Origin of the sequence: Paeniglutamicibacter terrestris (assembly GCF_012271785.1) — a bacterium.
GTDB classification, from domain to species: domain Bacteria; phylum Actinomycetota; class Actinomycetes; order Actinomycetales; family Micrococcaceae; genus Paeniglutamicibacter; species Paeniglutamicibacter terrestris.
Genome location: NZ_JAAWVT010000001.1, coordinates 1,115,754 through 1,141,625 on the forward strand (window position 1 = coordinate 1,115,754; position 25,872 = coordinate 1,141,625).

General features: G+C 61.9%; 22 protein-coding genes. 7 read left to right on the forward strand and 15 right to left on the reverse strand.

From position 1 onward, the window contains the following. Nucleotides 1-29: 29 nt before the first annotated feature. From HED64_RS04940 to HED64_RS04950, 3 genes are all read right to left on the reverse strand, one after another. The gene (locus tag HED64_RS04940; protein ID WP_168150932.1) at nucleotides 30-602 is read right to left on the reverse strand and encodes a DUF308 domain-containing protein; all 573 of its coding nucleotides are present in this window, start codon (nucleotides 600-602) and stop codon (nucleotides 30-32) included. A 43-nt stretch (nucleotides 603-645) separates the two neighbouring features. Next, the gene (locus tag HED64_RS04945; protein ID WP_168150933.1) at nucleotides 646-1,866 is read right to left on the reverse strand and encodes an alpha-hydroxy acid oxidase; all 1,221 of its coding nucleotides are present in this window, start codon (nucleotides 1,864-1,866) and stop codon (nucleotides 646-648) included. A gap of 165 nt (nucleotides 1,867-2,031) precedes the next feature. Then, on the reverse strand, nucleotides 2,032-3,387 hold the full coding sequence (locus tag HED64_RS04950; RefSeq protein WP_342590651.1) for an MATE family efflux transporter: 1,356 nt from the start codon (nucleotides 3,385-3,387) through the stop codon (nucleotides 2,032-2,034). A gap of 149 nt (nucleotides 3,388-3,536) precedes the next feature. Here HED64_RS04950 and HED64_RS04955 point away from each other — a divergent pair, with 149 nt between their 5' ends. Both HED64_RS04955 and HED64_RS04960 read left to right on the forward strand, forming a co-directional pair. After that, nucleotides 3,537-4,205: a hypothetical protein gene (locus HED64_RS04955; RefSeq protein WP_168150934.1), complete on the forward strand. Its 669-nt coding sequence runs from the start codon at nucleotides 3,537-3,539 to the stop codon at nucleotides 4,203-4,205. Nucleotides 4,206-4,207: 2 nt separating this feature from the next. Further along, nucleotides 4,208-4,492 (forward strand): transcriptional regulator, encoded by a 285-nt coding sequence (locus HED64_RS04960; RefSeq protein WP_168150935.1) that lies wholly within the window; start codon nucleotides 4,208-4,210, stop codon nucleotides 4,490-4,492. Here the strand turns inward: HED64_RS04960 and HED64_RS04965 are convergent. The 10 genes from HED64_RS04965 to HED64_RS05010 all read right to left on the reverse strand — a co-directional run bounded on the left by HED64_RS04965 (nucleotide 4,489) and on the right by HED64_RS05010 (nucleotide 18,883). Then, nucleotides 4,489-5,763 carry an MFS transporter gene (locus HED64_RS04965; protein WP_342590652.1) on the reverse strand — a complete coding sequence of 425 codons (1,275 nt, stop codon included), beginning with the start codon at nucleotides 5,761-5,763 and terminating at the stop codon, nucleotides 4,489-4,491. The genes HED64_RS04960 and HED64_RS04965 overlap by 4 nt on opposite strands. 28 nt (nucleotides 5,764-5,791) lie before the next feature. After that, the gene (locus tag HED64_RS04970; protein WP_168150936.1) at nucleotides 5,792-6,556 is read right to left on the reverse strand and encodes a CPBP family intramembrane glutamic endopeptidase; all 765 of its coding nucleotides are present in this window, start codon (nucleotides 6,554-6,556) and stop codon (nucleotides 5,792-5,794) included. 90 nt (nucleotides 6,557-6,646) lie between these two features. Next, on the reverse strand, nucleotides 6,647-7,303 hold the full coding sequence (locus tag HED64_RS04975; protein WP_168150937.1) for a pentapeptide repeat-containing protein: 657 nt from the start codon (nucleotides 7,301-7,303) through the stop codon (nucleotides 6,647-6,649). A 112-nt stretch (nucleotides 7,304-7,415) separates the two neighbouring features. Beyond that, nucleotides 7,416-9,611, reverse strand: a complete 2,196-nt coding sequence (locus tag HED64_RS04980; RefSeq protein ID WP_168150938.1) for an SGNH hydrolase domain-containing protein — start codon at nucleotides 9,609-9,611, stop codon at nucleotides 7,416-7,418. Nucleotides 9,612-9,822: 211 nt separating this feature from the next. Then, nucleotides 9,823-11,805 carry an ABC transporter ATP-binding protein gene (locus HED64_RS04985; RefSeq protein ID WP_245325773.1) on the reverse strand — a complete coding sequence of 661 codons (1,983 nt, stop codon included), beginning with the start codon at nucleotides 11,803-11,805 and terminating at the stop codon, nucleotides 9,823-9,825. Nucleotides 11,806-11,892: 87 nt separating this feature from the next. After that, nucleotides 11,893-13,626 carry an ABC transporter ATP-binding protein gene (locus HED64_RS04990; RefSeq protein ID WP_168150940.1) on the reverse strand — a complete coding sequence of 578 codons (1,734 nt, stop codon included), beginning with the start codon at nucleotides 13,624-13,626 and terminating at the stop codon, nucleotides 11,893-11,895. Nucleotides 13,627-14,058: 432 nt separating this feature from the next. Then, nucleotides 14,059-15,576, reverse strand: coding sequence for an amino acid permease (locus HED64_RS04995; protein ID WP_168150941.1), 1,518 nt, complete (start codon nucleotides 15,574-15,576; stop codon nucleotides 14,059-14,061). Between the two features lie 92 nt (nucleotides 15,577-15,668). After that, entirely contained in the window at nucleotides 15,669-17,102 is a 1,434-nt protein-coding gene (locus HED64_RS05000) for an aspartate ammonia-lyase (RefSeq protein ID WP_168150942.1), read from the reverse strand. Nucleotides 17,103-17,213: 111 nt separating this feature from the next. Then, nucleotides 17,214-18,179 (reverse strand): asparaginase, encoded by a 966-nt coding sequence (locus tag HED64_RS05005; protein ID WP_168150943.1) that lies wholly within the window; start codon nucleotides 18,177-18,179, stop codon nucleotides 17,214-17,216. Then, on the reverse strand, nucleotides 18,176-18,883 hold the full coding sequence (locus HED64_RS05010) for a FadR/GntR family transcriptional regulator (RefSeq protein WP_168150944.1): 708 nt from the start codon (nucleotides 18,881-18,883) through the stop codon (nucleotides 18,176-18,178). The genes HED64_RS05005 and HED64_RS05010 overlap by 4 nt, the downstream gene beginning before the upstream one ends. Nucleotides 18,884-19,251: 368 nt before the next feature. Here HED64_RS05010 and HED64_RS05015 point away from each other — a divergent pair, with 368 nt between their 5' ends. After that, nucleotides 19,252-20,913, forward strand: a complete 1,662-nt coding sequence (locus HED64_RS05015) for an MDR family MFS transporter (RefSeq protein WP_168151148.1) — start codon at nucleotides 19,252-19,254, stop codon at nucleotides 20,911-20,913. 2 nt (nucleotides 20,914-20,915) lie between these two features. Further along, entirely contained in the window at nucleotides 20,916-21,398 is a 483-nt protein-coding gene (locus HED64_RS05020; RefSeq protein WP_168150945.1) for a MarR family winged helix-turn-helix transcriptional regulator, read from the forward strand. An 86-nt stretch (nucleotides 21,399-21,484) separates the two neighbouring features. On the opposite strand, the gene HED64_RS05025 is transcribed toward HED64_RS05020, so the two are convergent. Then, nucleotides 21,485-22,405, reverse strand: a complete 921-nt coding sequence (locus HED64_RS05025; RefSeq protein ID WP_168150946.1) for an EamA family transporter — start codon at nucleotides 22,403-22,405, stop codon at nucleotides 21,485-21,487. A gap of 85 nt (nucleotides 22,406-22,490) precedes the next feature. Between HED64_RS05025 and HED64_RS05030 the strand changes: the two genes are divergently transcribed. Continuing rightward, nucleotides 22,491-23,390: a LysR family transcriptional regulator gene (locus tag HED64_RS05030; protein ID WP_168150947.1), complete on the forward strand. Its 900-nt coding sequence runs from the start codon at nucleotides 22,491-22,493 to the stop codon at nucleotides 23,388-23,390. Nucleotides 23,391-23,425: 35 nt separating this feature from the next. Here the strand turns inward: HED64_RS05030 and HED64_RS05035 are convergent, their stop codons facing one another. After that, nucleotides 23,426-23,842 (reverse strand): hypothetical protein, encoded by a 417-nt coding sequence (locus HED64_RS05035; RefSeq protein ID WP_168150948.1) that lies wholly within the window; start codon nucleotides 23,840-23,842, stop codon nucleotides 23,426-23,428. A gap of 363 nt (nucleotides 23,843-24,205) precedes the next feature. Here HED64_RS05035 and HED64_RS05040 point away from each other — a divergent pair, with 363 nt between their 5' ends. Together HED64_RS05040 and HED64_RS05045 are read left to right on the forward strand one after the other, a co-directional pair. Then, on the forward strand, nucleotides 24,206-25,024 hold the full coding sequence (locus HED64_RS05040) for a formylglycine-generating enzyme family protein (protein WP_245325628.1): 819 nt from the start codon (nucleotides 24,206-24,208) through the stop codon (nucleotides 25,022-25,024). A 268-nt stretch (nucleotides 25,025-25,292) separates the two neighbouring features. Then, nucleotides 25,293-25,799 (forward strand): FBP domain-containing protein, encoded by a 507-nt coding sequence (locus HED64_RS05045; RefSeq protein WP_342590653.1) that lies wholly within the window; start codon nucleotides 25,293-25,295, stop codon nucleotides 25,797-25,799. The last annotated feature ends 73 nt before the right edge of the window (nucleotides 25,800-25,872 follow it).

The window sequence follows — 25,872 nt, forward strand, 5'->3', positions numbered from 1 at the left end:
TCCTACAGGTTTTTGATTCATCGTCTAGTCTAGCTCCAAAGCCCGGGTGTGGGTTCTTTGGCTGCGTGCCTGAGGCCAAAGGCCGAGATCAGCTCAAACACGGTCAAGATGATCGCGCCACCGCCGGCCAAACCAAGCAGTGCATGAGCATCCATGCCCATACCTAGCAGCAGCGCACCACCGACCCCCAACGACACAAAGCCGGTGACCAGCTGGTCCTTGAAAGGCACGAACTGAGCACGATGCTTGGCATAAACCACGATCTCCAGCACACCGGCAACGATCCACGCGGTGGAGGCAGCGATCACTATCACCGTGATGTCGGGACGGAACGCCATGACCAGACCGGCGAGCAGCATTAGGGCTGCTGCGATGGCATAGAGGCCACGGACCGGCTTCGGCGCGCTCGGTGCGCAGGCGTAGTCCCAGATGAACTTGGCGCTGATGACCATGAAGGCGGCCAGCGAATAGGCAAGCACCTGGTTGTTGGCGTGGGGCCAGAAAATGGATACGAGCGCGAAGACGGCGGCGGTCAACGCTCGCCCCATCACGGGCGTCGCGACTTCGGCGGCTATGGTTGCGGGAATCTTTACGGCAGGCACACGCACCAGTCTACCGGCGATACGCGCTGCCTCTTATTCCTCTTTATTCGCGTCCCGCCCGGCGACGAATCAGTTCGGGACCGAGGTCAGCAATCTTCGCGGCACCCATTAGCTGCATGGTCACGCGGATTTCCTTGGCCAATAGTTCGATGACTCGGTCCACGCCCTGTTCTCCACCTGCCATCAACCCGTATAGGTAGGCGCGTCCGATGAGGACAAAATCAGCCCCGGCGCAGAGTGCTGCAACGATATCGGCACCCGACATGATCCCCGAATCCAGAATAATCTCGATGTCCGTTCCCACCTCGGCTCGGACATCGGCCAGCGCCTCATAGGAGATCGGTGCACGATCAAGCTGGCGGCCACCATGGTTGGAGACCACCAATCCATCGGCGCCCGCGTCCACCGATTTGCGAGCATCCTGGGCGGTCAGCACGCCCTTCACGAACAGCTTGCCGGCCCAGATGGAGCGAATCCACTCCAGGTCGGCAAAGGAAAGTGTGGGGTCAAACATCGAGTTGATCAGCGTCGGCAGATCGGTGCTGGTATTGGACAGTGAGGCGAACTTCAACGAGTCGGTACTCAAGAAGTTGAACCACCATTCCGGGCGGTAGGACGCATCAAGCACGGTTTTGAGGTTCAGCCGCGGCGGGATCACCATGCCGTTGCGGGCATCGCGCAGGCGCTGACCCGCCACCGGAGTATCGACGGTGACCAGCAAGGTGTCGTAGCCATGTGCTGCGGCACGCTCCAGCAGCTTGCGCGACTTCTCCCGGTCCTTCCACAAGTACAGCTGGAACCAGCGGCGGGATTCGGGAGCAGCAGCCGCCACTTCCTCCAGCGATCGGGTGCCCATCGTGGAGAGCGAAAAAGGAATTCCTGCGCGTGCTGCAGCGCGCACTGCTCCGGTTTCCCCTTCGGCATGCATAAATCGGGTGAAACCGGTGGGCGCGATGCCAAAGGGCAGCGCCGAGGGACCGCCGGCAATGACGGTGGATAAATCGGCGTCGGCGGTACCGTGCAGGATACGTGGGATCAGCTCGATGGAATCGAAGACCGCACGGGACCGGGTGTAGGTCAGTTCGCGCTGCGCGGCACCGTCCACGTAGTCAAAGGCCGCGGTGGGTGTCCTGCGCTTGGCGATGGCGCGCAGGTCCCACACATCGGCGGCTTTGGCCAGACGAGCCGCACGGCGGTCCAAGTTGATGGGTTCAAACTTCATCAGCGAGCGAAGTTCGGAGATCTGCGGAAGTCGACGCTTCATGGGGTATATCCGGCTTTCTGTCATGGAAATGTTATTTAGGGTTCAGCAGATGCAGGTAGTGCGAGTGGTGAACACCGCCGAAATATCAGGTGGCGGCCGGATGCATTTTCCCGTTAGCCGTGCTGACCCATATTGCGGCAATCAGCGGGCTTTGCCTGCTGAGGTTCAAGCACCGAGGCGCATCCACGCATCGTTGCGCACCCGCCAACTCAGCGTGATGGCACGAGCGGCCATGAACCCTACCCCGAACGCCACCCAAATCCACCCGACGGCCGATACACCCGCATGTTCAAAGCGTGTAATTACAACGAGCATCGGAAGGTAGACCAGCAGAGTGATCAGTCCGGCAATCGCCAGATAGCGCGCATCCCCAGCACCAATCAACACCCCGTCAAGGACAAACACCAGCCCACAAATGGGTTGAGCCGCGGCAAGAATCCACACCCCCACCATGGTCGCCCGACGTACCGAGTCATCTGCGGTGAACAGCGCTCCCACAAAGGGGGCGATGATCGCCAGCACAGCGCCGGTAAAAATCCCGAAGTAGATGCCCCAACGCGACATGGTTTTGGTGAGGGTATGCACCGCGCCAGCATGCCCGGCACCTAATTCCTTGCCGATCAGCGCTTGGGCGGCGATGGCCAGGGCATCCAGGGCGAAGGCCATAAAGGTGAAAATGGTAAAGACCAGCTGGTGGGCCGCGAGGGTGAGCGCTCCCTGTCCGGTGGCCACCCAGACGGTGGCGATCAGTGCCAGGCGCAGGCTGAGGGTGCGCAGCATGAGCCAGGATCCGACCTTTCCGGTACTCAGCACCCCGCTCAGGCTCGGTCTCAGCGTTTGCTCCGAGCCTCGCATTCTCGGCACCAGCATCCACAGGTAGATGAGCGCCATCCCCCATTGCGCGATTGATGTACCCAGTGCGGCGCCCGCTACCGACATGCCCAACGGGTAAACCAGCACGTAGTTCAGCGCGATGTTTGCGGCGAATCCGAGCCCCGCCACATAAAGCGGCGTTTTGGTGTCCTGCAGGCCTCGCAGCACGCCGGTCGCGGCGAGGACCAGCAGCATGGCAGGTATGCCGAAAGTGGAATATTGGATGTAGTCAACGGCGAATCCATGTACTTCACCCGTGGCTCCCATGGCCGTGGCCAGTGCTGGCGCGCCAAAGAAGCCCACCACTGCGAGGATGAGGCCGAGCCCCAGGGCCAGGGCGATCCCGTCGCGCCCCGCTGCCATGGCTTTGCCCATGTTCCCGGATCCCATGGCTCGAGCGACGGCCGGGGTCGTGGAATAGGCCAAGAAAATCATCAGTCCGACGGCGGTCTGCAGGATGGTGGTGCCTAGCCCGGCGCCGGCAAGCTCATTGATTCCCAGGTGACCAATGATGGCCATGTCGGCCAACAGGAAAAGCGGTTCGGCAATCAAGGCACCCAGCGCGGGGATGGCGAGCGCCAGAATGCTGCGCCCCAGTCCGCGCGAGGGTTCGGGAGTCAGAGCCTGTTTTTTTGCCGGTTGCTTCACCAACACCACACTACCGGGCACGGCCGCGGCGAAGAATGTCCATCAATCTATTGACACAAACCAGTTTGCGTTACAAACTGGTTTGCAGAAGGACCTCAATTCCGCTCCAGATTCCTCACCACTGCACCGCGACGAAAGGACAACACATCATGACTACCAACCCAGCTTCTGGCACCGAACATGGACTCGATCCCCGGGCGGCCCTCGCCGCCATGGGACAGAGCGCTGCAGCCACCCGCGCAGCCATCGGCCCCAATCCCGCCATCATCTACTTCGTCTGGGCCGTTGCCTACCTCATCGGCTACGGCCTACTCCACGGAGCAAACTTCGGCTGGTTGCCCCTGCCCTACGGCACGGCACTGCTCATTGGTGGCATCATCTTGTTGCTGGCGATCGCTTACACGGCGATCATCAGCATCCGTTCCGGATCCCAGATCCGGGGTGACTCCACCTTCGCGGGTTTGGCCTACGGAATGAGCTGGATGGCGGGATTCCTCATCGTGGCACTCTTCTCTATGGCGCTGGCCAAGCTTTTCTCCACGCTCCTCCCCCACGCCGATGCATTGCAGATCGGCTGGCTGATCAACGCCGTCGCCATCCTGGTGGTGTCCCTGATGTACATGCTCGGGGCCGCACTCTTCGGTGACCGCACCATGTTCATCCTTGGCGCATGCTTCACGGTGCTGAACGCTGCTGCGCTACTGGCCGGCCCGTCGGGCTTCATCTCCATCTTCGCCATCGGCGGCCCGATCCTGCTGATCATCGCGGGTACGGCGACCCTGATCTCCCGGCGCCGCGTGCTCCCGGTGGTGAAGTAGCCATGGGCGAACTTGATCCCGTCATCCACGCCGATGCCAGACTGCGCGTCATGTCCTCACTGAACACCCTGGGATCCACGGAAACGATCGCCTTCCCCAAGCTGCGCACCATCCTGGGGATGACGGCGGGAAATCTCTCCACGCATCTGCGCAAACTCGAGGATGCCGGATACATCCAGCAGAACAAGGTGATTCAGGGTCGCAGCCCGGCCACCTTCGTGGGCATCACCACCCAAGGCGCCGCAGCGTTTGAGGCCTACAAGCGTCAGCTCCTTGAACTGCTCTAAGAGCTGGGCAAAGAGCTCGGCGCGGAGCCGGGGCCCGAGACCTGGCCTCGGCGCAGGCCCAGCAGCGCCAGCACCGCAGCACACACCAGCAGGCACAACACCGCCAGCACCAACCCAACCCAGTTCCCGGCATTAAAGGCGAAGCCCAGGGCCCAGCCGAAGACCGAGGAACCGGAGTAGTAGGCCAGGTTGTACAGGCTGGCGGCCTGCGCCCGACCACCGATGGCCAGCATCGGGATCCAGCCGCTGGCCACCGAATGCGCACCAAAGAACCCGGCGGTAAAAATCAGCAAGCCCACCACCACGGTGGGCAAAAAATCCACCAGCGTGACCGCCAGCCCCACCGACATCAGCCCAATGCAAAAGAGCAGCACCGGCAGGCGGTTAAAGCGCGCCACCATAGATCCCGACTTTCGCGATGACCACGTCCCGGACAGGTAGGCAACAAAGACCAGCGACGCGAGGGAAGCGGGGATGAAAAATGGTGCGGCCTCCAAGCGGAAACCCAGATAGTTGTACACGGCCACAAAACCGCCCATCAGCAAAAAACCCTGCGCATAAAGCACCAGCAGTGATCCCCTGCGCAGGTTCATCCACAACTTTTTCCACAGGGGTATCCGGTGCGGGCTGCGCCAGGGCACGGGAGTGAACCCCTGCGGCTTGGGCGCCATCGTGATGAACACGGCGGCGGCAACCGCGGCCATGAGGGAAACCACCAAGGTGCCCACGCGCCAGGAGACAAACTCACTGAGCGGCCCGGCCACCAGACGCCCGGCCAAACCACCGAGGGTGGTTCCAGAGATGTAGGTACCAGCGGCAACGGCCGAATGCAGCGGCGAAATTTCCTCGGAAAGATAGGCCAACGCGACGGCGGGGATCCCACCGAGCGCCAGCCCCTCAATGAAACGCAGGACCAGCAAGACCTCGTACCCCGGGGAGAAGGGAACTGCCAGCCCCAGCACCACGGCGGCCAGCACCGCGAAGCTCATCGCACGCAGTCTGCCCATCCGGTCGGCCAATAAGGACCAGAACAGCACCGAGGTGGCCAAGCCCAGGGTGGCGGCGGAAACCGCAAGGGCTGCGTCGGATTCGGAGATGGCTAGATCTCGGGCGAGTTCCGGCAGCACACCTTGAACCGAGTACAACTGGGAGAAGGTGGCTACACCTGCGGCAAAGAGGGCAAGGATCATCCGGCGGTAGCCGGTGCTTCCATGCCGGTGCCCCTGCCAGGGGGACGGTGACGCGGGCTGGTCTTCGGGAACGCGATTCACGAGCGCGGGCGGCTTTCTGTCAGGAATTTTATTGCGGGAACAGCGGCAGCAGCGTGTAGGAAAGAATCAACGCCACCGAGTTGTTGAAAACGTGGAACATGTAGGAGTAGGCCAGCGATTTTCCGGTCAGCACGTAGGCCACCGACATCATGATGCCCAGCATCAGATAGGGAATCGCGCTGGTCAGATCGAAGGACCCGGCACCGATGAAATGCAGCGAAGCAAAAAGCACGACCGAAATGCCCACACACACCCACACGTTGAGTTTGCGGCTGAGTTTGCCGATCAGCAGGTGCCGGAAGATGTATTCCTCCACTAGTGGGCCCATGAGCGCCGTGACAACAAACATCGTCAAAAACGGCACCGAGCGGGTCATCGCCTCGATGGCCAACTGATTTTCGCTCTTGATCGGGTTGCCCATCGCGGTGAGCACGATGGCGCTGATGATCAGCGAGCCCAGCCAGCCACCGGGAATCATCAACACCTTGAGCCACGTGTGATATTTGAAGGTGGCGAAGGAGATTCGCAGTGCCTCGAACGCCACGATCATCACCCCGGTGAACACTATGGCGTACATGATCAGGTTCACAGCAAATTGCGCCGAGTCTGTGTCCTTGAAGGCCCCCATAAACCCGGGGATCAGGGCCAGCAATGAGGCCGCACCGAAGATGAAAAGCACCACGTAGATCCCCAGCACCACACCATCGCCGCGCCGAAATGGCCCAACATCAATAACCGGTTGGCGCCCTAGCGCGCTCAGAGCATCGGGACGGGGGTACGGGGTGTGCGACATGGTTTCCAGCCTACCGAGTCGCAGACGGCTTCACGTTCAGCGGCGGCTGAGTCACGTTACCCGCCTATCCCCCGGTAGCCGCTCGCCCGGCTACTCGACGCGCAAGCCCAGCTCGTTGGCAAGGATCGGGGCAAGATCCATGAGCTGTTCAAAGCTCACCGTCGCACCCTTAAGCGCCGAGATTCCCGAGAGCGTGCGCAACCGTGCCCCACGCAGATCCACGTCCTTTAGCTTGGCACCGTTCAGCGCCAGCGTATCGATGGTGCAGTCGATGAAGGTGACGCGCTCCAGGTTGGCCCCGCCAATATCAAGTTCTTCGATGTGCACATCGCGGAACTCCACGTCCTTGATCTTCGCGCGGCGCAAATTCAGGTAACCGAGCTTGGCACGCTCAAAGCGTACCGAGCGGAAGGTAGAGCCGTAGAGTTCGGCCGAGCCAATGCGCCCACCGATCACCTCGGTGTTCCACCAGCCGGAATCGGGAGCCTCAAGCACCGGTGCATTAACCTCCTCGATACGGCAATCCCCAAACGTCACGCGGGTCATCGCGGCGCCCTGCAGCGAGACGGCACGGAAGTGGCACTCGGTGAAGACCGCGTCCTCCAGGTCCACACCGTCGGCATCATCGGATTCAAAAAGCAGCCGTTCGGCACGGCCATCAATCTCCAACCCGGTCAGATCTCCGGACCCGACGGTAGCGGGTTCCTTGAAAGCGGGCAGGCGAGGAGCTTTTACAACGGCAGGCATGAGCAATAGCTTATGTGGCGCGAGAGACGATTGAGGCCGGTGCCCACGAGGGGTTTCTCACCCCCTCCGTCCTTGACGCACCGGCGGCACTAGGCTCTTCTCATGCGCGAGGCTACCGGGATGGCGCGAACAGCGGATCCTTGGCCAGGCCCTTCGCCAGCGCCGGTGCCAGCGAGGCGGAGAAGTCGTGGGAGAGATGGGACTTGTCGTAGTAGGTGATCAGCGATCCGATCACCGCAAAACAACGCGTGTCACTGCAGAGGTGATCCGTCAGATCAACGCTGAGGATGCCCTTTGGCGCCTCGTCACTGGCCAAGGCGCGCTGTAGGTTGGGCGTGATCGAGGTACCGACCTTCCTCGTCACCGAACAGGCCAGCGGGTCTTCGGGGTTCGACGCCACACAGGTGGGAACGTTGGTATCACCGAGCCGCGGCAACTCGTGCAGCACCACGACCTTCTTGCCCGCATCGCTCCAGCTCTTCCACAGACTGGTGAAGCCCTGCGTGGCCGGATGCGTAAATTCGTAGCCCGGCGAGGAAACCCAGGTGCGTTTGTTGCCCTGCGCCGCCACCACAATGGCGTCGATGCTGGGGTCGGCTGCCAGCTTCGGGCCGAGGGCTCGGATCGAATCGGTGCACAGCCGCTGGGCCGTACCCCCGAGAGTTTCGGATCCCTTCAACGCCGCGAGACTGGGACTGCAGCCCGAACGGATGTGGGTTACCAGTTCCCACCCGCGTTCCTTGGCGATGAGCTCCAGCGCGGGGAGCCAGGCCGAGGCGTGCGAGTCCCCCACCACCGCGATCCGCAGTCTGGGGTGATTCCGTTCCCCCAGCAGGCAGCTGGATTCTCCGGCCTGCAGCGTATCTGCTTCACAGCCCGGGAACATCGGTGCGCGCACCTGTTGGGAGACGGCTACCGCCGATGGGTACGGGGCGAAGGCTGAGGCTACCGGCTGGCAGTCGGCGGGATGCTCCATGGCGCGTGCCCCGTAACAGGAATCGGTGATGGGCAGTCTCGGCAAATTGGCCGATGCCGATGAAGCGGCCGTGCCGGCCCAGGACACCCCCGCCAGCACCACCATGCCGGCTAGGGCAAAGATCAGGGTATTGCGCACGGGCTGAAGCAGCGCACCAAAGCGCAGTGGATCCTCCACCAGGCGCTGGGCCACGGCTGCCAGGACAAAGGTCAGCAGAACGATGCCTGCCTCGTGGTACCACTTGGGTTCGGCGTGCAACACAAAGGGGGCGATGATGATCAGCGGCCAATGCCAGAGGTAGGCGCCGTAGCTTTTATCTCCCACCCAGCGCATCGGGCGGATTGACAGCCAGTGGGCGTGGGAAATGATGCGCAGGGAGGCACGTTGCGGACCGGCGGCCGCCAACACGGCCGCGGTGCCCAGCACCGGCACTAACGCCGCGGTGCCGGGGAATCGGGTATCGGCGGGGATCAGCAGGGCCCCGAGAAGCAGCGTGATCAACCCTCCCCAACCCAGCAGGGACCCAGCTAGCGACCCGATCCCGCGTTTGGCACAGAGCAACGCCACCACACCTCCGACGGCAAATTCCCACGCCCGACCAACGGTATTAAAGTAGGCGCCGGGCGGGTTGGCGGCGGTGATCCACAGCCCGTAAGCGAAGGACAGCACCGTGATGGCGCCCATGGTGATCAAAAAAATTGTGTGCAGCTGTGGTGCGTGAGCTGCCCCGCGCGCGCGTTTTGTGCCCGGAAGCAGTTTTTTGGCCAGCAGCACGGCGCCGAGCAGCAGCAGCGGCCAGGCAATGTAGAACTGTTCCTCCACCGACAGTGACCAATAGTGTTGCACGGCCGTGGCCATCTGCCCGGCGGCGGAGTAATCGGTGGCCTCTGCGACCAGCGCCCAGTTCTCCACATATAGTCCGGCCGCGGCGATGTGCTTAAACATCGTGCCGTGCTCGGTGGCGGGGATAAAAACGTAGACCGCTGCGGCGGTGGCCAGCAGCACCGTGAACGCTAGCGGCAGCAACCGGCGGATGCGTCGGGCCCAAAAGCTGGCAAGTTTGATGGTGCCGGTGGCACGGAATTCGCGGAACAGGTGCGCGGTGATCAGGTATCCGGAGATGACGAAGAACATGTCCACACCGATGAAGCCGCCGCTGAGCGCACCGGGACGCAGGTGATGGACGATGACCATCAGCACCGCGATGGCGCGCAGCCCTTGAATCTCTGGCCTGAAGCCCATCGAAGAACCGGGCAGAAGGGCACCTGCAGCACCGGCCGGGGCCGTCTTACGGTGTTTTTCGGCGGGTGCGGTGCTGGGGCGAGCTGTCACTTGTGTAAGCCTAGTGCACCACCCGCGCCTCGAACCGGGCCCGAAGTCCCACCCACCACTTGCTCGCAGGGGCGGTGAGCGCAACGTCAGCGCAACGAGAAAACTACCCCCAGCGGGCCAGACACGACAAGGGCGCGTCGGTGGGTGGAAAATTACTCCCACTCATCGACGCGCCCCCTGGGCGTCATGCGGTGCCGGTACCGCTCGACGGTTAGCTTCCGGTGACCTCGTCCGCTGGCTCTTGGCCGGCTTCGATGCCACTGAGCACCGGGGCGCCACCGGGCGCCTCTGCATCCGGGTCCTCCGCCGGTCCGGCGAACTGCGACTGGTAGAGCCGGTAGTACGCACCCTGAGCGGCAAGCAGCACCTCGTGGTTGCCCTGCTCCACGATCCGTCCCTCTTCCATCACCAAGATCGTATCGGCGTCGCGGATGGTGGAGAGGCGGTGCGCGATCACAAAGCTGGTCCGGTCGCTGCGCAGCGCCGCCATGGCGTGCTGCACCAATAGCTCGGTGCGCGTATCCACGGAGCTGGTCGCCTCATCGAGGATCAGCAGTGACGGGTTGGCAACAAAGGCGCGCGCGATGGTGATCAGCTGCTTCTCACCGGCCGAGACGTTGGTGCCCTCCTCGTCGATGAGCGTTTCATATCCATCGGGCAGGGCCCGCACAAACCGGTCAACGAAGGTGGCCTTGGCCGCGGCCATGACCTCCTCGTCGGTGGCATCCAGGCGTCCGTAGCGGATGTTCTCCAAAATGGATCCGCCAAAGAGCCAGGCATCCTGGAGCACCATCCCGACCTTGGAACGCAGGTCAGCGCGGCTAATCGTGGTCACGTCAACGCCGTCCAGGGTGATGGCTCCGGAGTTCAGCTCGTAGAAGCGCATCACCAGGTTCACCAGCGTGGTTTTACCCGCACCGGTGGGACCGACGATGGCGACGGTATGCCCGGGGTGTGCCTCGAAGGACAGATCGGTGATCAGCGGCTTGTCCGCCGAATAGGAGAAGGTGACGTTCTGGAATTCGACGTGACCGTCGGTGCGCGCCGGAAGTGACGCGGTGACGGAGTCGGCCTCCTGCTCATCGGCATCCAACAGTTCAAAGGTGCGCTCCGCGGAGGCCACACCGGACTGCAGCATGTTGGCCATGCCGGCCATCTGCCCCAGCGGCTGGGTGAATTCGCGGGAGTACTGAATGAATGCCGTCGCATCGCCCAGGGACATCTGTCCGGAGGCCACACGCAGCCCACCGACCACGGCGATGCCGACGTAGGCCAAGTAGGAGATGAAGTTCATGACCGGGAAGATCATCCCGGAGACAAACTGGGCGCCGAAGGAGGCCTTGTAGAGCTCGTCGTTCTTCTCGTGGAAGCGGTTGAGCATGTCCTGCTCGCGCCCGAAGACCTTCATCAGGTCGTGGCCGGAGAAGGACTCCTCGATCTGTCCGTTCAGTGCACCGGTATTTTTCCACTGGGCGGTGAACATGCCTTGCGCGCGGGAGCCAATGACGCCGGCGGCCACCGCGGAGAGCGGCAGGGCGATCAGCGCGATCAGGGCCAGCTGCCAGGAGACGATGAACATCATGATGACGATGCCGATGACCGTGAGCACCGACTGCACCAGCTGGCTGATGGCCTGCTGCAGCGCGTTCTGGATGTTATCCACATCGTTGGTGACGCGGCTTAGCAGGTCCCCGCGCTGGCGGGTATCAAAGTAGTTCAGCGGCAGCCGGTTGAGCTTGTTCTCCACGTCGCGGCGCAATCCATAGACCACCTTCATGACCAGGCGGTTGAGCAGCCAGCCCGAGGCCCACATGAACAGCGAGGCGACGAAGTACATCGAGAGCACGATCAGGATGTAGCGGCTGAGCAGCGGGAAGTCGATGCCGACGCCCGGGATCAGGTTCATCTTGGAGAACATGTCCGCGGTATTGTTCTGCCCGGAGGCACGGAGCTGTTCGATGATCGTGGCCACCGGAACATTGGCCGGCAGGTTCTTGCCGATGGCGCCGGCGAAGATCACGTCCATGGCCTTACCCAGGATCTTCGGGGCGATGACCGAGAGCACCACGCCGGCGGCGACCAGCAGCAGCACAAGGCTCATGCCCAGCTTCTCGGGGGCCAAGAGGCCCACCAGTCGCTTGGCGGAGGGCCAGAAGTGCTTGGCCTTACGCACCGGGACGGAGTCCCCAAACATGTCGGAGGCACCGGCGGTGTCAAAATCCTCGAGTTCTTCGTTTGATTCCGCGATGACGCTAGTTTCCTTCTTGGTTGCACGTGCCATTTAGGCCACCTCCTCCACTGCTAGCTGGCTGGTCACAATTTCTTGGTAGGTCTCCGAGGATTCGAGCAGTTCCTCGTGGGTTCCCCGCGCCACAATCTCGCCGTGGTCAAGGACCAGGATCTGATCGGCCCCGGTGATGGTGGAGACGCGCTGGGCGACAACAATCACCGCCGCGTCCTTCGTGGGTTCCTTCAACGCGGCACGCAGCCGTGCGTCGGTGGCCACGTCCAATGCGGAGAAAGAGTCGTCAAAGAGGTAGATGTCCGGCTTGGCCGCCAGCGCACGGGCGATGCACAGGCGTTGGCGCTGGCCACCGGAGACGTTGGTGCCGCCCTGGGAAATATTCCCGTCCAACCCGTCCTCGCGTGCCGCGACAAAGGATTCCGCCTGGGCGGTGCGCAGCGCATCCCAGAGTTCTTCGTCGGTGGCTTCATCGGCGCCGAAGCGCAGATTCGAAGCGACGGTGCCGGAGAACAGGTACGGGCGCTGCGGCACCGTGGCCACCGCGCTCGAGAGCTGTGCACGGGTCAATTCCGTGACCGGGACCCCGCCCACCAGTACCTGGCCCGCACGGGCATCGTAGAGCCGCGGGATCAGATTCAACAGTGTGGACTTGCCCGAGCCAGTGGAGCCGATAATGGCGGTCATCGCCCCGCGCTTGGCGGTAAAGGAGATGTTGTTCAGCACCGGAGCCTCGGCTCCGGGGTAGCCGAAGGTGACGTTGCGGAACTCGACGGTTCCCGGAGCGTCCATGTCACGAACGTGTTCGTGCTGGTCGGTGAGGCTCGGGACCATGGTGGTGACCTCGTCGATGCGTTCGGCGCAGACGATGGCACGCGGGATCATCATGGCCATGAAGGTGCCCATCATGACGGCCATCAGGATCTGCAGCAGGTATTGCAGGAAGGCGGTGAGCGCACCGATCTCCATGCCGTTGTTTTCCACACGCTGCCCACCAAACCAGAGCACCGAGGCGGTGGCAATGTGCAGGATCATGCCGATCAGCGGGAACATCAGGACAAAGAGGTTGCCGACCTTTACACCCACACGGGTGAGTTTGACGTTGGCTTCCTCAAAGCGTTCGGTCTCATGGGGTTCGCGAACGAAGGCACGCACCACGCGGATACCGGTGATTTGTTCGCGCAAAACCCCGTTGATCCCATCGATGCGGTCCTGCATTTGGCGGAAGAGCGGCATCAGGAAGATGACCAGGGTGCCAACGACTACCAGCAATACCGGTACCGAAACCCATACCAACCAAGACAGTGCCGGGTCTTCGCGCAGCGCCATGATGATGCCGCCGATGCACATGATGGGGGCCGAGACCATGAAGTTCAGGCCCATCAGCACCAGCATCTGGACCTGCTGCACGTCGTTGGTGCCACGGGTGATCAGCGTGGCGGCACCAAACTTGTTCACATCCTGTGCGGAGAATCCGGTGACGGCGTCAAAGACCGCGTGGCGCAGGTCCCGGCCGATGGCCATGGCCGTTTTAGCGCCAAAGTAGACGGCGGCAATGGCCGTGAGCACCTGGATAAATGCCACACCGAGCATCAGACCGCCGGTGCGCCAGATGAAGTCGGTGTCTCCATTCGCAACGCCCTGATCGATGATCCGCGCGTTGAGGCTGGGCAGGTACAGAGTGGCAATGGTGGTGGCGAGCTGGAAGAACAGCACAGCGCCGATCCACCACTTGTACGGTTTGGAATGTCTAAGTATCAATTTTAAGAGCATCGGGGCGAGTCCTCAAGATTCTTTCAGCCGCTTGGGGCCACCGTGGTTCGGCGTCCCAAAGGCCTATCACCCGACGCTTTTCGGCCGGGCAATGGTCACTCTACACTCGATCCCCCACGCTTTGCGCCCTCTTCACGGAGGATCTTTCCACTGGTTCTACATCCCCTGGTGTAGGGGCGAGTGTAGCGGCGTCGAGCGGGCCGTACGGCCGGCTGAGCAGCGGGATGCACCGGGGGTTCGCGACTCCCCACGGCGGTGAGCAAGGTGGTGAGTGCGGCGGTGAGTGCGGCGGTGAGCAAGGTGGTGAGTGCGGCGGTGAGTGCGGCGGTGCCCGGTGCACAAAACACCAACGCCCGCTCGCCATTCTCACGGTGATCATCGTGAAAATGGCGAGCGGGCGTTGAATGTTTCCTACGTGAGAGTTTCCTGGAGCTAGTTGCTCTCGGTGGCACCGATGGTGCTGGTGGAGCGTTCGTGCAGCGCGTCAGCGCTGGCACGGGCCGCCGCGATGTCACCAATACGCCCGCGCGAGGCGTACCAACCGATCATCAGCGCCGGAATGATGACGATGATTGATGCCACGGTCCAGGTGCCCACCGGAGAATCGAAGGCCATCAAGACGATGACCGCCACCAGGAAGGCCAGGGTCAGGTACCCGGTATAGGGTGCCCCGATCATCCGGAAGGCCGGACGCTGTGCCTCGCCACGCTTGGCCAGGCGGTAGAGCGCCAGCTGGCAAAGCACGATCATCCCCCAGGAGGCGATGATGCCCAACGCGGCCATGTTCAGCACGATCTCGAAGGCGTCGGCCGGAACCACCGCGTTCAGAATCACGCCAAGACCCGCCACGGCCGCGGTCAGCATGATGCCACCGTAGGGCACACCCTGCTTGTTCAGCTTGGCGGTGAAGCGCGGAGCGGATCCGGCCAACGCCATCGAGCGCAGGATACGACCGGTGGAGTACAGCCCGGCGTTCAGCGATGACATGGCGGCGGTGAGCACCACCAGGTTCATGATCGAGTCCATGCCCGAGACGCCGATGGAACCGAAGAACGTCACGAACGGGGATTCCCCGGCCTTGTACGCGCTGTACGGCAAGAGCAGTGAGAGCAGTACCAGCGAGCCCACGTAGAACACCGCGATGCGGATGATCACGGTATTGATCGCCTTGGGCATGACCTTCTCGGGGTTCTGTGTTTCTCCCGCGGCGGTGCCAATCAGTTCGATCGAGGCGTAGGCGAAGACAACACCCTGCATCACCACGACCACCGGAAGCAGCCCGTTGGGGAAGAATCCGCCGTTGTCGGCAATCAGTGAGAAGCCCACCTCGTGCCCGGGGATGGGGGATCCGAAGATGACGAAGTAGATGCCCACGGCCAGGAACCCGAGCAGCGCGACGACCTTGATCAGCGCAAACCAGAATTCGAGCTCACCAAAGACCTTCACCGAGACCAGGTTCAGCCCCAACACGATCAGCAGCGCGGCAAGCGCCCAGACCCATTGCGGCACCGAGCCGATCCATGGCACGTACTTGGCGAAGAAGTTCATGTACAGCGCGATCGCGGTGATATCCACGATCGCCGTCATCGCCCAGTTCAGCCAGTACAGCCAGCCGGTGACAAACGCCGCCTTCTCGCCGAAGAACTCGCGAGCGTAGGAGACGAAGGAGCCGGAGGAGGGACGGTGGATGACCAGTTCGCCCAGGGCGCGCAGGATCAAAAACGCGAAGAACCCGCAGACCGCGTAGCTGAACATCAAGGCCGGACCGGCCCCGGCTAGGCGGCCGCCGGCACCCATGAACAGCCCGGTGCCAATGGCCCCACCGATCGCGATCATCTGGATCTGGCGGGATTTCAGGCCCTTGTGCATGCCCTTGTCTTCGGCGGTCAGGGCCGAGTTCGGGGTGTCATGGACCGGGGTGGAGCGAGTTTGGGGAATATCACTCTTCATGCGCAGGTGCCTCTCGGGGAGTGTCTAGGAGGTGCTCAATAGGGGGTTCAACGGGGTTCAACGGCGGTTGCCGGAAAACGGTGGTGCAGAACTTATTCGCTGAGATTGGCCAGGCGCTCGGGACGCAGCAACTCATCGAGCTGCGCGGCCGTGAGCAACCCGTGCTCCAGGACCAACTCGGCCACGCCGCGGCCGGTGGACAGGGCCTCCAGTGCGATCTTGGTGGAGGCGGCGTAACCCAGCTGCGTGGTCAGTGCGGTGACCAGGCCGATGGAGTTTTCCACCTGGGCGCGCAGCTTGTCCTCGTGAGCGGTGATGCCCACGATGCATTTGTCGGCCAGCGTGATGCAGGCGGCCTCTAGGTGACGCATCGACTTGGTCAGGCTGTGCACGATGATCGGTTCAAAGGCGTTCAGCTGCAGCTGCCCGGATTCGGCGGCCATCGTGATGGTCACGTCGTTGCCGATGACCTCGTAGGCCACCTGGTTCACGACCTCCGGGATCACCGGGTTGACCTTGCCGGGCATGATCGAGGATCCGGACTGAACGGCGGGCAGGTTGATCTCGCCCAGCCCGGCGCGCGGGCCGGAGGAGAGCAGGCGCAAGTCGTTGCAGACCTTGGACAGCTTGACCGCAACCCGCTTGAGCACGCCGGAGAGGTGCACAAACGCGCCCACATCGGCGGTGGCTTCGATGAGGTCAAAGGCGGTTTCCAGCTTCAGTCCGGAGATCGCTGCCAGGTGGGTGCAGGCCAGGGCGGAGTAGCCGAGCGGTGCGTTCAGCTCGGTGCCGATCGCCGTGGCACCGAGGTTGATTTCGTGAATCAGCAGCGTGGATTCGGCCAGGCGGGCACGGTCCTCGCCGAGGGTGACGGCGTAGGCGTTGAATTCCTGCCCCAGGGTCATCGGCACGGCGTCCTGCAACTGGGTGCGTCCCATCTTGACCACGGTGCGGAACTCGACGGCCTTGGCGGCGAAGGCGGCGCCCAGATGCTCCATGGCGGTGACCAGCGAGGTGGCGCCGAAGATCGTGGCCACGCGCACGGCGGTGGGGTACACGTCGTTGGTGGACTGGCTAAGGTTCACGTGGTCATTGGGGTGCAGGTACTGGTACTCGCCCTTGGCATGACCCATGAGTTCCAGCGCGCGGTTGGCGATGACCTCGTTGGCGTTCATGTTGGAGGAGGTCCCGGCACCGCCCTGGATTACGTCCACCACAAACTGGTCGTGCAGCTTTCCGGCGATGATTTCGCGGCAGGCGTCGATGATGGCGGTGGCGCGCGGCGCATCAAGCAGTCCGAGTTCCTGGTTGGCCTGCGCAGCGGCCTGTTTGACCATGGCCAACGCGGTGACCAGGTGGGTGTTGGTGGACAGCGGTTGGCCGGTGATGGGGAAGTTTTCCACGGCGCGCAAGGTGTGAACACCCCAATATGCCTCTACGGGAATGTCTCGATCGCCGATCAGATCGTGTTCGCTGCGTACGGCCAGCGGTGCAGCAGCCTGCAAGATGGCGGTGGATTCGGACATGGGATTTCTCCTTGGGGTGGCAAAGCAGGGTGACGATAAAATAGGGGGCGGTAAAGCTTTTTGGGCGCACAAAAGCACCCGGGTGAGGAAGTAGAATCGGGCGGTGCGCGACTACGGCAGCGGCAAACCCGCCAGGTGACCGACGTTATGGCCGCCGCCGAGCACTGACAGATTGTTAAACGGTATTAATAGCTCGGGGTTAACACCCAGCGCCTCGAGGGCGGGGACGGCTGCGGGCATTCGGGCCCGGTCCGATCCATCGGCGACTTTCAGCGCCACGGCCGATCCATCCTCAAGTGCAATGAACTGAATTCCTTCAAACCCGTCCTTGGCCAGCAGTCCGGGCACCGCGCGCATCAACTCGGTGACATCGCGTCCCTCTCCGGCGACCATCTCGGGGTAGGCCCGCATGGCGGCGGCCACCTCATGCTCGGCGGTACCAACGGGTGCGCTGACCAGGGCACTGAACGCCCGCGCCATGCCGATCAGCGAGAGGGCGAAGACCTCGGTGCCGCAGCCGTCGGTGCTGATCACGGTGATGGGCTCGCCGGTCAGTTCCTCAACTACCTCGCGCATCAGGGTGGGCAGCGGGTGCTCGTGCTGTAGGTACGTGGTGGTGTCCCAGCCGTTGAGCACACAGGTGGCCAGCATGGCCGCGTGCTTTCCCGAACAGTTTTGGGCCAGCTGCGTGGCTCCGTTGCCTTCGCGAATCCAGGCTTCACGTTCGGCCACACCGTAGGGCAGGTCGGTGGAGTTGCCCAGTGCCGCGGCTTCAACACCCGCTTCGGCCAGAATCTTTGCGGCCGTATCCCGATGATCGGCGGAGCCCGAGTGGCTGGCGGCAGCCAGGGCCAGCTGCTCGGCCGGCAGGGCAAGTCCCGCGCGCACCATGGCGACGGCGAAGAGCGGCTTCAGGGCAGAACGCGGGTACATCAGGGCCGATGGTTCGCCGCGCTGCACAACGATTTCTCCCGCCGCGTCCAGTGCCACGAGTGAGCCGAAGTGGACGCTCTCAACCTTTTCGCCACGGGTTTGCACGGCAATCGGGGTGTGGGCGGGGAAGCTGGCGAGGTTCATGCTTTTGTTGCTCCAAGGATCTGGGTGAGTGCTGCGTCGACGGCCACGAGGTGTGCGGACATGGCTTGCGCCGCCGCGGTGCCGTCGCCGCCCTGTATGGCGGTGAAGATGGCTCGGTGCTCGGCATCCGAGGGGTGCTGGCGGCCGGTAATGAGGTTGAGGGTTTCGGACTGGTTAACCATGGCGTCGCGAATGTCGTTAACTACCCGTTCAAAAACACCATTGCCGCTGGCCGCCGCGATGGTGGCGTGGAAGCTTGCGTCAAGCGTGACCCACATTTCCGGATCGTCTTCGATTTCCATGGCGTCGATGATGCCGCGCAGTTGCTCGAGCTGCTCCGCCGTGGCCCGCTGCGCCGCGAGGGCTGCGGCGGGAACCTCGATGTGCGGGCGAGCCTCCATCAGGCTTCGTGCCGAGAACTGCCCGAGCACTAAATCAGCGCCCGATCGGTTGGCGATGACAAATGTGCCCTTGCCGGTGCGCGTCTCGGTGAGCCCGAGTGCCGCGCAGGAGCGTAGGGCCTCGCGAACTACCGAACGGCTGACGGCAAATTTCGCGGCAAGCACCGATTCGGCGCTCAGCTTGTGGCCCACGGGCAACTCCCCGGACTCGATGGCATCGCGAATTGCCGTGAAGACGGCCTCGGCCGCGCTTACCCGGACAATGGGTTGCGGTCCTGCCGTCCGGCTGTCTGACAGGTTCATGTGTTGAACTATGTCATCCCTCACAAAACGCTGTCAAGGCAACATCTCTGCCAGGACTCAACACCCGCCGACGATTGTCCGACTTGACCCCCTTAGCCCCGACCAGCCAGCATCCCATCCACCCATGCCAACGGGCATATCAAGGAAGTTCTTCGTTAAACCAACGCTGATTTCGTGGCCAAACTAAGGCCACCAGCAACCTTTCCCACCTCGAGAGACTAGTTACAGATCACAACGAAATTGGTTGCCATTTCGCAACCATTTTCATATAGTTGATATCAATCAACCATATTCCCCCCGTTCTTTGGAGTCCCGTTTTGTCCCAGTCATCCACCATCAAGGCGGAGCCGACGTTGTCCGAATCGGGCATGACCCACCGCCAAGTGATGCAATCACTCACGGGCCTGCTCATGGGCATGTTCGTTTCGATCCTGGCCGGCACCGTCGTGTCCACCTCGCTTCCAGTCATCGTTTCCGATTTGCACGGTGACCAGACCTCCTACACATGGGTTGTCACGGCAACACTGCTGGCCACCACCATCTCGACCCCCATCTGGGGCAAACTGGCCGACCTGGCCAACCGCAAGTTGCTATTGCAGCTCTCCTTGTTGGTCTTTGTCGTCGCCTCGGCCATCGCCGGGTTCTCGCAGGACACCAACATGCTCATTACCATGCGCGTGTTCCAGGGCTTGGGCGCCGGCGGATTAACCGCGCTGACCCAGATCGTCATGGCCGACATCATCTCCCCGCGTGAACGCGGCAAGTACATGGGCCTCTTCGGCGCCGTCATGGCCCTTGGCACAGTCGGCGGACCGCTGATCGGTGGATTCATCACCGACGCCATCAACTGGCGCTGGAACTTCTTTATCGCCCTGCCCTTCGCCGCCATCGCCATCGTCCTGATCCAGAAGACGCTTCACCTTCCGGTCCAGGCCAAGCGCAAGGTATCGATCGACTACGCGGGCATCGTATTACTCTCCGCAGGTGTCTCTTCGCTGCTGATCTGGGTTTCGCTGGCCGGCAAGGACTTCGAATGGGCCTCACCGACCTCCGCATGGATGGTCGGCGGCGCACTGATCGCGTTGATCGCCTTCGTCATCGTGGAACTCAAGGCCTCCGAGCCGATCATCCCGCTGAGCATGTTCAAAAACCGAACCTTCACCCTCTCGGTGGTTGCCTCGATCTCCGTGGGCGTATCGATGTTCGGCACCTCGGTCTTCCTGGCCCAGTACATGCAGCTGGCTCGTGGCGCTAACGCCACCCAGTCCGGTTTGATGACCATTCCGATGATGGCAGGCCTGCTCATCGTCTCCACCATTGCCGGCGCCATGATCTCCAAGCACGGAAAGTGGAAGGCCATCATGGTCATCGGCTCGGTGCTGCAGCTCGCCGGACTCTACCTGCTGGGCACCATCCACTACGACACCAACTTCGTCCTGGTTTCCGTCTACATGTTCATCCTCGGCGCTGGCCTGGGCATGGTCATGCAGAACCTGGTGCTGATCGTCCAGAACGCGGTGACCCCGGCCGAAATAGGCGTGGCTTCCTCCGGCATTGCCTTCTTCCGCTCCTTGGGCGGCACCATCGGCGTCTCGGTCCTCGGGGCCCTGATGGCCACCAAGGTCGCGGATCTGATGGCCGCCAAGAGCGCCGAACTGGGCGCCGCCATTGCCGGGCTCGGCGAAAAGGGCAAGGATCTGGCCGCCTCGCTGGCCTCCGGGAACATCCCCGCCGTTCATTCCCTGCCCGAATCGGTGCGCACCATCATCGAGGCCTCCTACGGCGATGCCGTCGCCTACGTCTTTATTGTGGCCGCCCCACTGAGCATCCTGACCATCCTCGCGATTGTCTTCCTTCCAAACCTAGAGTTGAGCAGCCAGACTCGCCACGAGCGGGCAACGGCCGATGCCGCGGAAGCCGGCGAGAACTCCGCATTGATCGAGGCCGAGGAAAACCTCGTGGAGGTCAGCGAGGCTGCCATAGCAGCAACTCCGCAGGCAACCACCGAGAATCCCTTGATTCGGAAGTAATCATGCACAGCGCGGCCGCGCCGGCCGAGTCCTCTACCGGCGCTGGTGATCCGATTCACTGGGAAGTGGTTGACGAAGTCGAGCGGCAATTCGGCATTCTGATGGTCAACGCGAAGAACAGCCTGAAGACCCGGGCCGCAGCGATTGATCCGCAGTTATCGATGATGGGCTTTAAGGTCCTCACGCTGCTGGTTCGTTCCGGAGCCAAGCAACAGGGCTTCTTGGCCGAACAGATGGAGATCGACAAGGCAATGATGAGCCGGACGATCAAGAGCCTGGAGTGTTTGGGACTTGCTGAGCGGCGCATGGACCCCGAAGACGGGCGCGCACAGTTGGTCAGCATGACCACCGAGGGGCGCCAGCGGATGGATACCATGCTGGCGGGTGACCGCAGGATGCTCCAGGATCGCCTGTCCGAATGGGGCACCGAGGAAGTGCGTCGTTTCGCCGACCTTTTAGCGAAGCTCAACGACTCGAAAAGCTAGCAGGCCTCTGGAATACGCGTTGGCTCCGTTTCACACTCATCGTGAGTTTGAAACGGAGCCAACGCGCTGAAAGCGTCCTTCGGGGATCAGCTACCGATCCCCGAAGCCAGTGGTTCCTCGGCGTCCGCAGAGCGTTGATCGGCAACAGGCTGGGCTCTTTCGCCCGTTCGTGTCGCCCCAATCCCGGCCAGAATGACCAGCACAATGCCCACCACGGCGAGGGGACGCGGCACCTGGTGCATAAATACCAACCCGACCACCAGGGCGATGGCTGGCTCCAAGCACATGAGTGTCCCGAAGGCCGAGGCACTGAGTTTGCGCAGCGCCAGCATTTCCAGACTGAAGGGGATCACCGGCAGCAAAAGCGCGATGCCAAATCCGAACAGAATCAGCCGCAGGTCCAGCTCCGCGACAACCGATGGCCCCACCACAAAGGTTGCTGCCACCGCCGCCACCGGCATGGAAATCGCCAGAGCGCCGATGCCATCCACCGCGTCGCCGGCACGCTGAGTCAGCACAACGTACACGGCCCAGCAGACGGCGGACCCCAGGGCAAAAAGTACGCCAGTCATATCGGTGGCACCGTGCCAGGGCTCGGTCAGCCCCAACACCCCGACGGCCGCCACCAGCGCCCACCAACGCCCCGCACCCCTACCCTGAATCACGGCGATGGACAGTGGGCCCAGAAACTCCAGCGCGCTGGCAGTACCCATCGGAATGCGTTCGATTGCCAACATAAATCCGAGGGTCATTCCCGCGGTGGCAAGGCCCAGTAAGACACAGATCCCCAACGTCGAGCGGCTAAAGCGAAGTCGCCAGGGGCGAGCGATGACCACCAAGATGATGGCCGCCCAGGCCAGTCGCAGCCAGGCGACTCCCGTCGGTCCCATGTCATCGGCAAGTTTGAGGGATGCAGCAAGTCCCAGCTGGACACATGCCATCGCACCGAAAGCCATCATCGATCCAATGGGTGCTGTGTTTTTAACAAGGGCGGGGGTTGTACTCATGCCTCCAAGTAAAGACGAGACCCGTCATCCACGTCCACGCGAGAATTATCAACATATTGTTCACGAATCCTGCACAATAGAGTTCATGGAAACGCGTCGACTTCAGTACCTCTATGAGCTCTCCCGCATGGGATCGATGCGAGCAGTTGCCGATCTGTTGGGCACCACCACCTCCAGCGTTTCTCAGCAGATCGCCCAGCTCTCCCGGGAAGCCGGTGTGCGCCTCCTGGAACCCGACGGTCGCGGGGTTCGGCTAACTCCCGCCGGGCGCCGACTTGCCGAACACGCGCAGAGCATCCTCGTTGCAGTTGAATCTGCACGGTTGGACCTTGATCCCCGGGCCGAACCAACGGGGACATTACGCGTGGCAGGGTTCGCCACAGCGATCCGAGCGACACTGATGCCCATCATCGAAGATCTGGCTCTGCGGCATCCGCAACTAGGAATCATGGTGCTGGAACACGAACCAAGCGAGGCCATGAACCAACTGGCCGTGGATGGGATCGACCTGGCCCTAACCTACGACTACAACCTCTCCCCCGACCCGGTCGGGAACGACGTGGAAACCTTGGCACTGTGGAGTGCACCCTGGGGGTTGGGAGTACCCAGCGCGGACGCGCAGAAGTTCATCGGTTTAGGCCGGGAGATCGGGGCCATCGAGGTGTTTTCCGCTTTCCAGCACCATCAATGGATCGGCAATTCGCGCAATATCGCCGACGAAAATGTTCTGCGCTTACTTGCTTCCATGGCCGGATTTGAGCCAACAATGAGCCACAAGTCCGACAGTCTGGACCTGGTTGAGGACCTGATTCTTGCCGGGCTCGGCGTGGGCCTACTTCCCGAGAATCGCCCCGTACGCGCCGGGCTCACGATCCTGCCGCTGCGCAATCCAGATCTTCGATTGCGCGCCTACGCGCGGACCCGACGTGGTCGCAGTAACTGGCCCGCCTTGGGACTGGTACTCGATCGCCTCCGCCAAGGCTAGTGAGGCGTTCCTTCTCGGCTGTAGAGTCAGCGAGATCAGGCCGAGGCCACTGGCGGATTTCTGGGACTGCGCAATTTGCCCCGCACAATCAACAAGGCATAAATCACCACCGGCACCACGGCCCATAACCAGTCACCAGGAATCAGTTCGAAGGTATCGCCGAGGTTTCCTCCGGTATTAATCAGTGCGGCCAGCGGAGCGGAAAAGAGCCATGCCAACCCGACGGCAATCATGCCTGCCGAGCAGGTGGCCAGCTTCAGGCACTTAGCGGCAAGGGCGCTGAACAGCGCTGTGAGCAGGACGAAGCTAAAGGACACCAGAAGCACGGAGTTAAGCATCCGGTACTTCGCCAATCCACCCACGCTGTTATTGCTAATGGCGATGAAAATGGTGAAAGTGATGGCCGCCGTCCACATCATGCCAAAACCGTTAACACGGACCCAGTTCACCATGAAATCACGCCCCGCAGGTTCCTCGGTTGTTCGGTCAAGATCTGCCAACGGCCACGGGAAGGTCCTCGCAATGATCGCAGGCAGGGCATAGCCCGTCCCAACCTCTGAAATTGCTTGTCCCTGGGATGCAGCATGACTCCTCGTATTTGATGGTGGCGTAAAAACCTCATACCATCATATAATCAATCACTTGGATAAAGTGGTTGATATAGGTCGCGGCTCTCCGAATGCCGTAAATTCACCCCTCAAATCACCCTGCCAACGGATCACTTTCGCCCTATCTGACGGATGGAGACAACGGCCTCCACCGCGTCTAGTTCCTCCTTTGTGGTTTTGGCCGGAGTCATCGATAAGACTGGAAGCATGAACTCTGATTTTGAACCAGTTCCGCAGGCAGGAGGCGGTGGCATTCATGCGCCAATGAAGCCGGTTCCGGCGGGAACTATCACTATGCGAAACGCCAGGACCAACTCAGTGCGCGATGTTGAATTAGCGGAATTCCTCATTTCAGCAACCCAGGTCACTCGCGGGCAATGGGCACATCTATGCGGAGAATTAGGACCCGAGAGCTCCGAAGCGGAGATTCCCGTTCATCCCGTCACCTTTTTTGATGCGGTGCGCTGGTGCAACAAGGCTTCGCAGTTCGCAGGATTCTCCCCCGCTTACACCTTCAATGACACCAGCGTCAGCTGGGACGTGTCGGCTAACGGGTACCGCCTTCCCACGGAGGCCGAATGGGAATGGGCGTGCCGCGCCCGAACCACCACGCCCACCTATGGCGCGCTGGCCGAGATTGCTTGGACCCAAGGCGATCAGATGGGTGGCCCACAGCCGGTGGCGCGCAAGGAGTCAAATGACTTCGGGCTCTACGACATGATCGGGAATCTGTGGGAATGGTGCTGGGATTATGCCGATGTTGCACGCTACGGCTCTTACCGTTCGCTGCGCGGAGGCGGTTGGGCCGATGCCCCATACAGCGCCCGGGCGTCGGTACGTCGTGGAAGCGCACCGGACGCCATCCTCGAAGACGTCGGATTTCGGGTGGCCCGTGGCGCTGTTGGCGCGCCCGGCCTGAATGCTGCACAGGGGTGGTCTGCGGCCGCTGACCGGCTGCGGGCAGATATTCGCGGACCACTTCCCATGGGCTGGACCCCACTGCGGAGCCTCCTGAACGACTATTAGGACCGCAGACCTGGTTTCATCACTGGGTATACTTTTTCCATGACCCGTTTAATCTCATCTAACCTGCCCGCGTGGCGCTTGGAGGTAGCCGGCGTATTTTCCGCCGGCTCGAGATAACGCTGTCGTTTTCCGGTGATCTTCCGCGCCCTGACTCGGCGCATACACAGCCAGCGCGATCAATCACGATCTGGACTTCTAGCTCCGCTGTGCTTCCCCACCCGAATTTCTTCCCTCATGACCGCCGTGCGCCCTGAGGGATACCGACAGATTGGCATCATTTTCCATGCTTCCGCTGACCGAAAATCTCATTCGATCCTCCTTCATCAACGCCTCGCTTCGCGAACGCAAAGCTCTCACCCTGCCAGCCAATTTCGATACCATCACGTGGGAAAATATTGACTTCCTAGGCTGGCGAGATCCCAAACTTCCCCAGGTCGGTTACATCATCAGCGTGGTCGATGATCTCCGCGTGGGAATCATGCTTCGCAAGGCCGATGGCAAAATTCGAAACCGCGCCCAATGCTCGTGGTGCGAGGACGTCAACCTGCCCAATGACGTGGTCTTCTTCAACGCCAAGGCAGGTGGCCAGGCCGGGCGCGACGGTGACAGCATCGGCATGTTGCTCTGCGCCAACTTCGAATGTTCCTTTAACGTGCGCACCATGCAGTCCCTTCCCTACATCGGCTTTGACCGCGAGGCAGAGATGGAACGACGCATCAAGGTGCTCCAAGACCACGTGCAGAGCTTCATCCAGCGCGTGCACGACGGAAAATAGGCGCCGCTTTCCTGGAACAAGCAAGCCACCCCGTTTTTCCCTCGCCAGCGTGCCACGCTGACGGGGAAAGCCG

Excerpts from the sequence above, each read along its gene's own strand:
- HED64_RS04945 (WP_168150933.1), bottom strand. The coding sequence starts at position 1,866 with ATGAAGCGTCGACTTCCGCAGATCTCCGAACTTCGCTCGCTGATGAAG.
- HED64_RS04955 (WP_168150934.1), top strand. The coding sequence starts at position 3,537 with ATGACTACCAACCCAGCTTCTGGCACCGAACATGGACTCGATCCCCGG.
- HED64_RS04960 (WP_168150935.1), top strand. The coding sequence starts at position 4,208 with ATGGGCGAACTTGATCCCGTCATCCACGCCGATGCCAGACTGCGCGTC.
- HED64_RS04970 (WP_168150936.1), bottom strand. The coding sequence starts at position 6,556 with ATGTCGCACACCCCGTACCCCCGTCCCGATGCTCTGAGCGCGCTAGGG.
- HED64_RS04975 (WP_168150937.1), bottom strand. The coding sequence starts at position 7,303 with ATGCCTGCCGTTGTAAAAGCTCCTCGCCTGCCCGCTTTCAAGGAACCC.
- HED64_RS04985 (WP_245325773.1), bottom strand. The coding sequence starts at position 11,805 with ATGTTTGGGGACTCCGTCCCGGTGCGTAAGGCCAAGCACTTCTGGCCC.
- HED64_RS04990 (WP_168150940.1), bottom strand. The coding sequence starts at position 13,626 with ATGCTCTTAAAATTGATACTTAGACATTCCAAACCGTACAAGTGGTGG.
- HED64_RS04995 (WP_168150941.1), bottom strand. The coding sequence starts at position 15,576 with ATGAAGAGTGATATTCCCCAAACTCGCTCCACCCCGGTCCATGACACC.
- HED64_RS05000 (WP_168150942.1), bottom strand. The coding sequence starts at position 17,102 with ATGTCCGAATCCACCGCCATCTTGCAGGCTGCTGCACCGCTGGCCGTA.
- HED64_RS05005 (WP_168150943.1), bottom strand. The coding sequence starts at position 18,179 with ATGAACCTCGCCAGCTTCCCCGCCCACACCCCGATTGCCGTGCAAACC.
- HED64_RS05010 (WP_168150944.1), bottom strand. The coding sequence starts at position 18,883 with ATGAACCTGTCAGACAGCCGGACGGCAGGACCGCAACCCATTGTCCGG.
- HED64_RS05015 (WP_168151148.1), top strand. The coding sequence starts at position 19,252 with ATGACCCACCGCCAAGTGATGCAATCACTCACGGGCCTGCTCATGGGC.
- HED64_RS05020 (WP_168150945.1), top strand. The coding sequence starts at position 20,916 with ATGCACAGCGCGGCCGCGCCGGCCGAGTCCTCTACCGGCGCTGGTGAT.
- HED64_RS05025 (WP_168150946.1), bottom strand. The coding sequence starts at position 22,405 with ATGAGTACAACCCCCGCCCTTGTTAAAAACACAGCACCCATTGGATCG.
- HED64_RS05030 (WP_168150947.1), top strand. The coding sequence starts at position 22,491 with ATGGAAACGCGTCGACTTCAGTACCTCTATGAGCTCTCCCGCATGGGA.
- HED64_RS05035 (WP_168150948.1), bottom strand. The coding sequence starts at position 23,842 with ATGGTGAACTGGGTCCGTGTTAACGGTTTTGGCATGATGTGGACGGCG.
- HED64_RS05040 (WP_245325628.1), top strand. The coding sequence starts at position 24,206 with ATGAACTCTGATTTTGAACCAGTTCCGCAGGCAGGAGGCGGTGGCATT.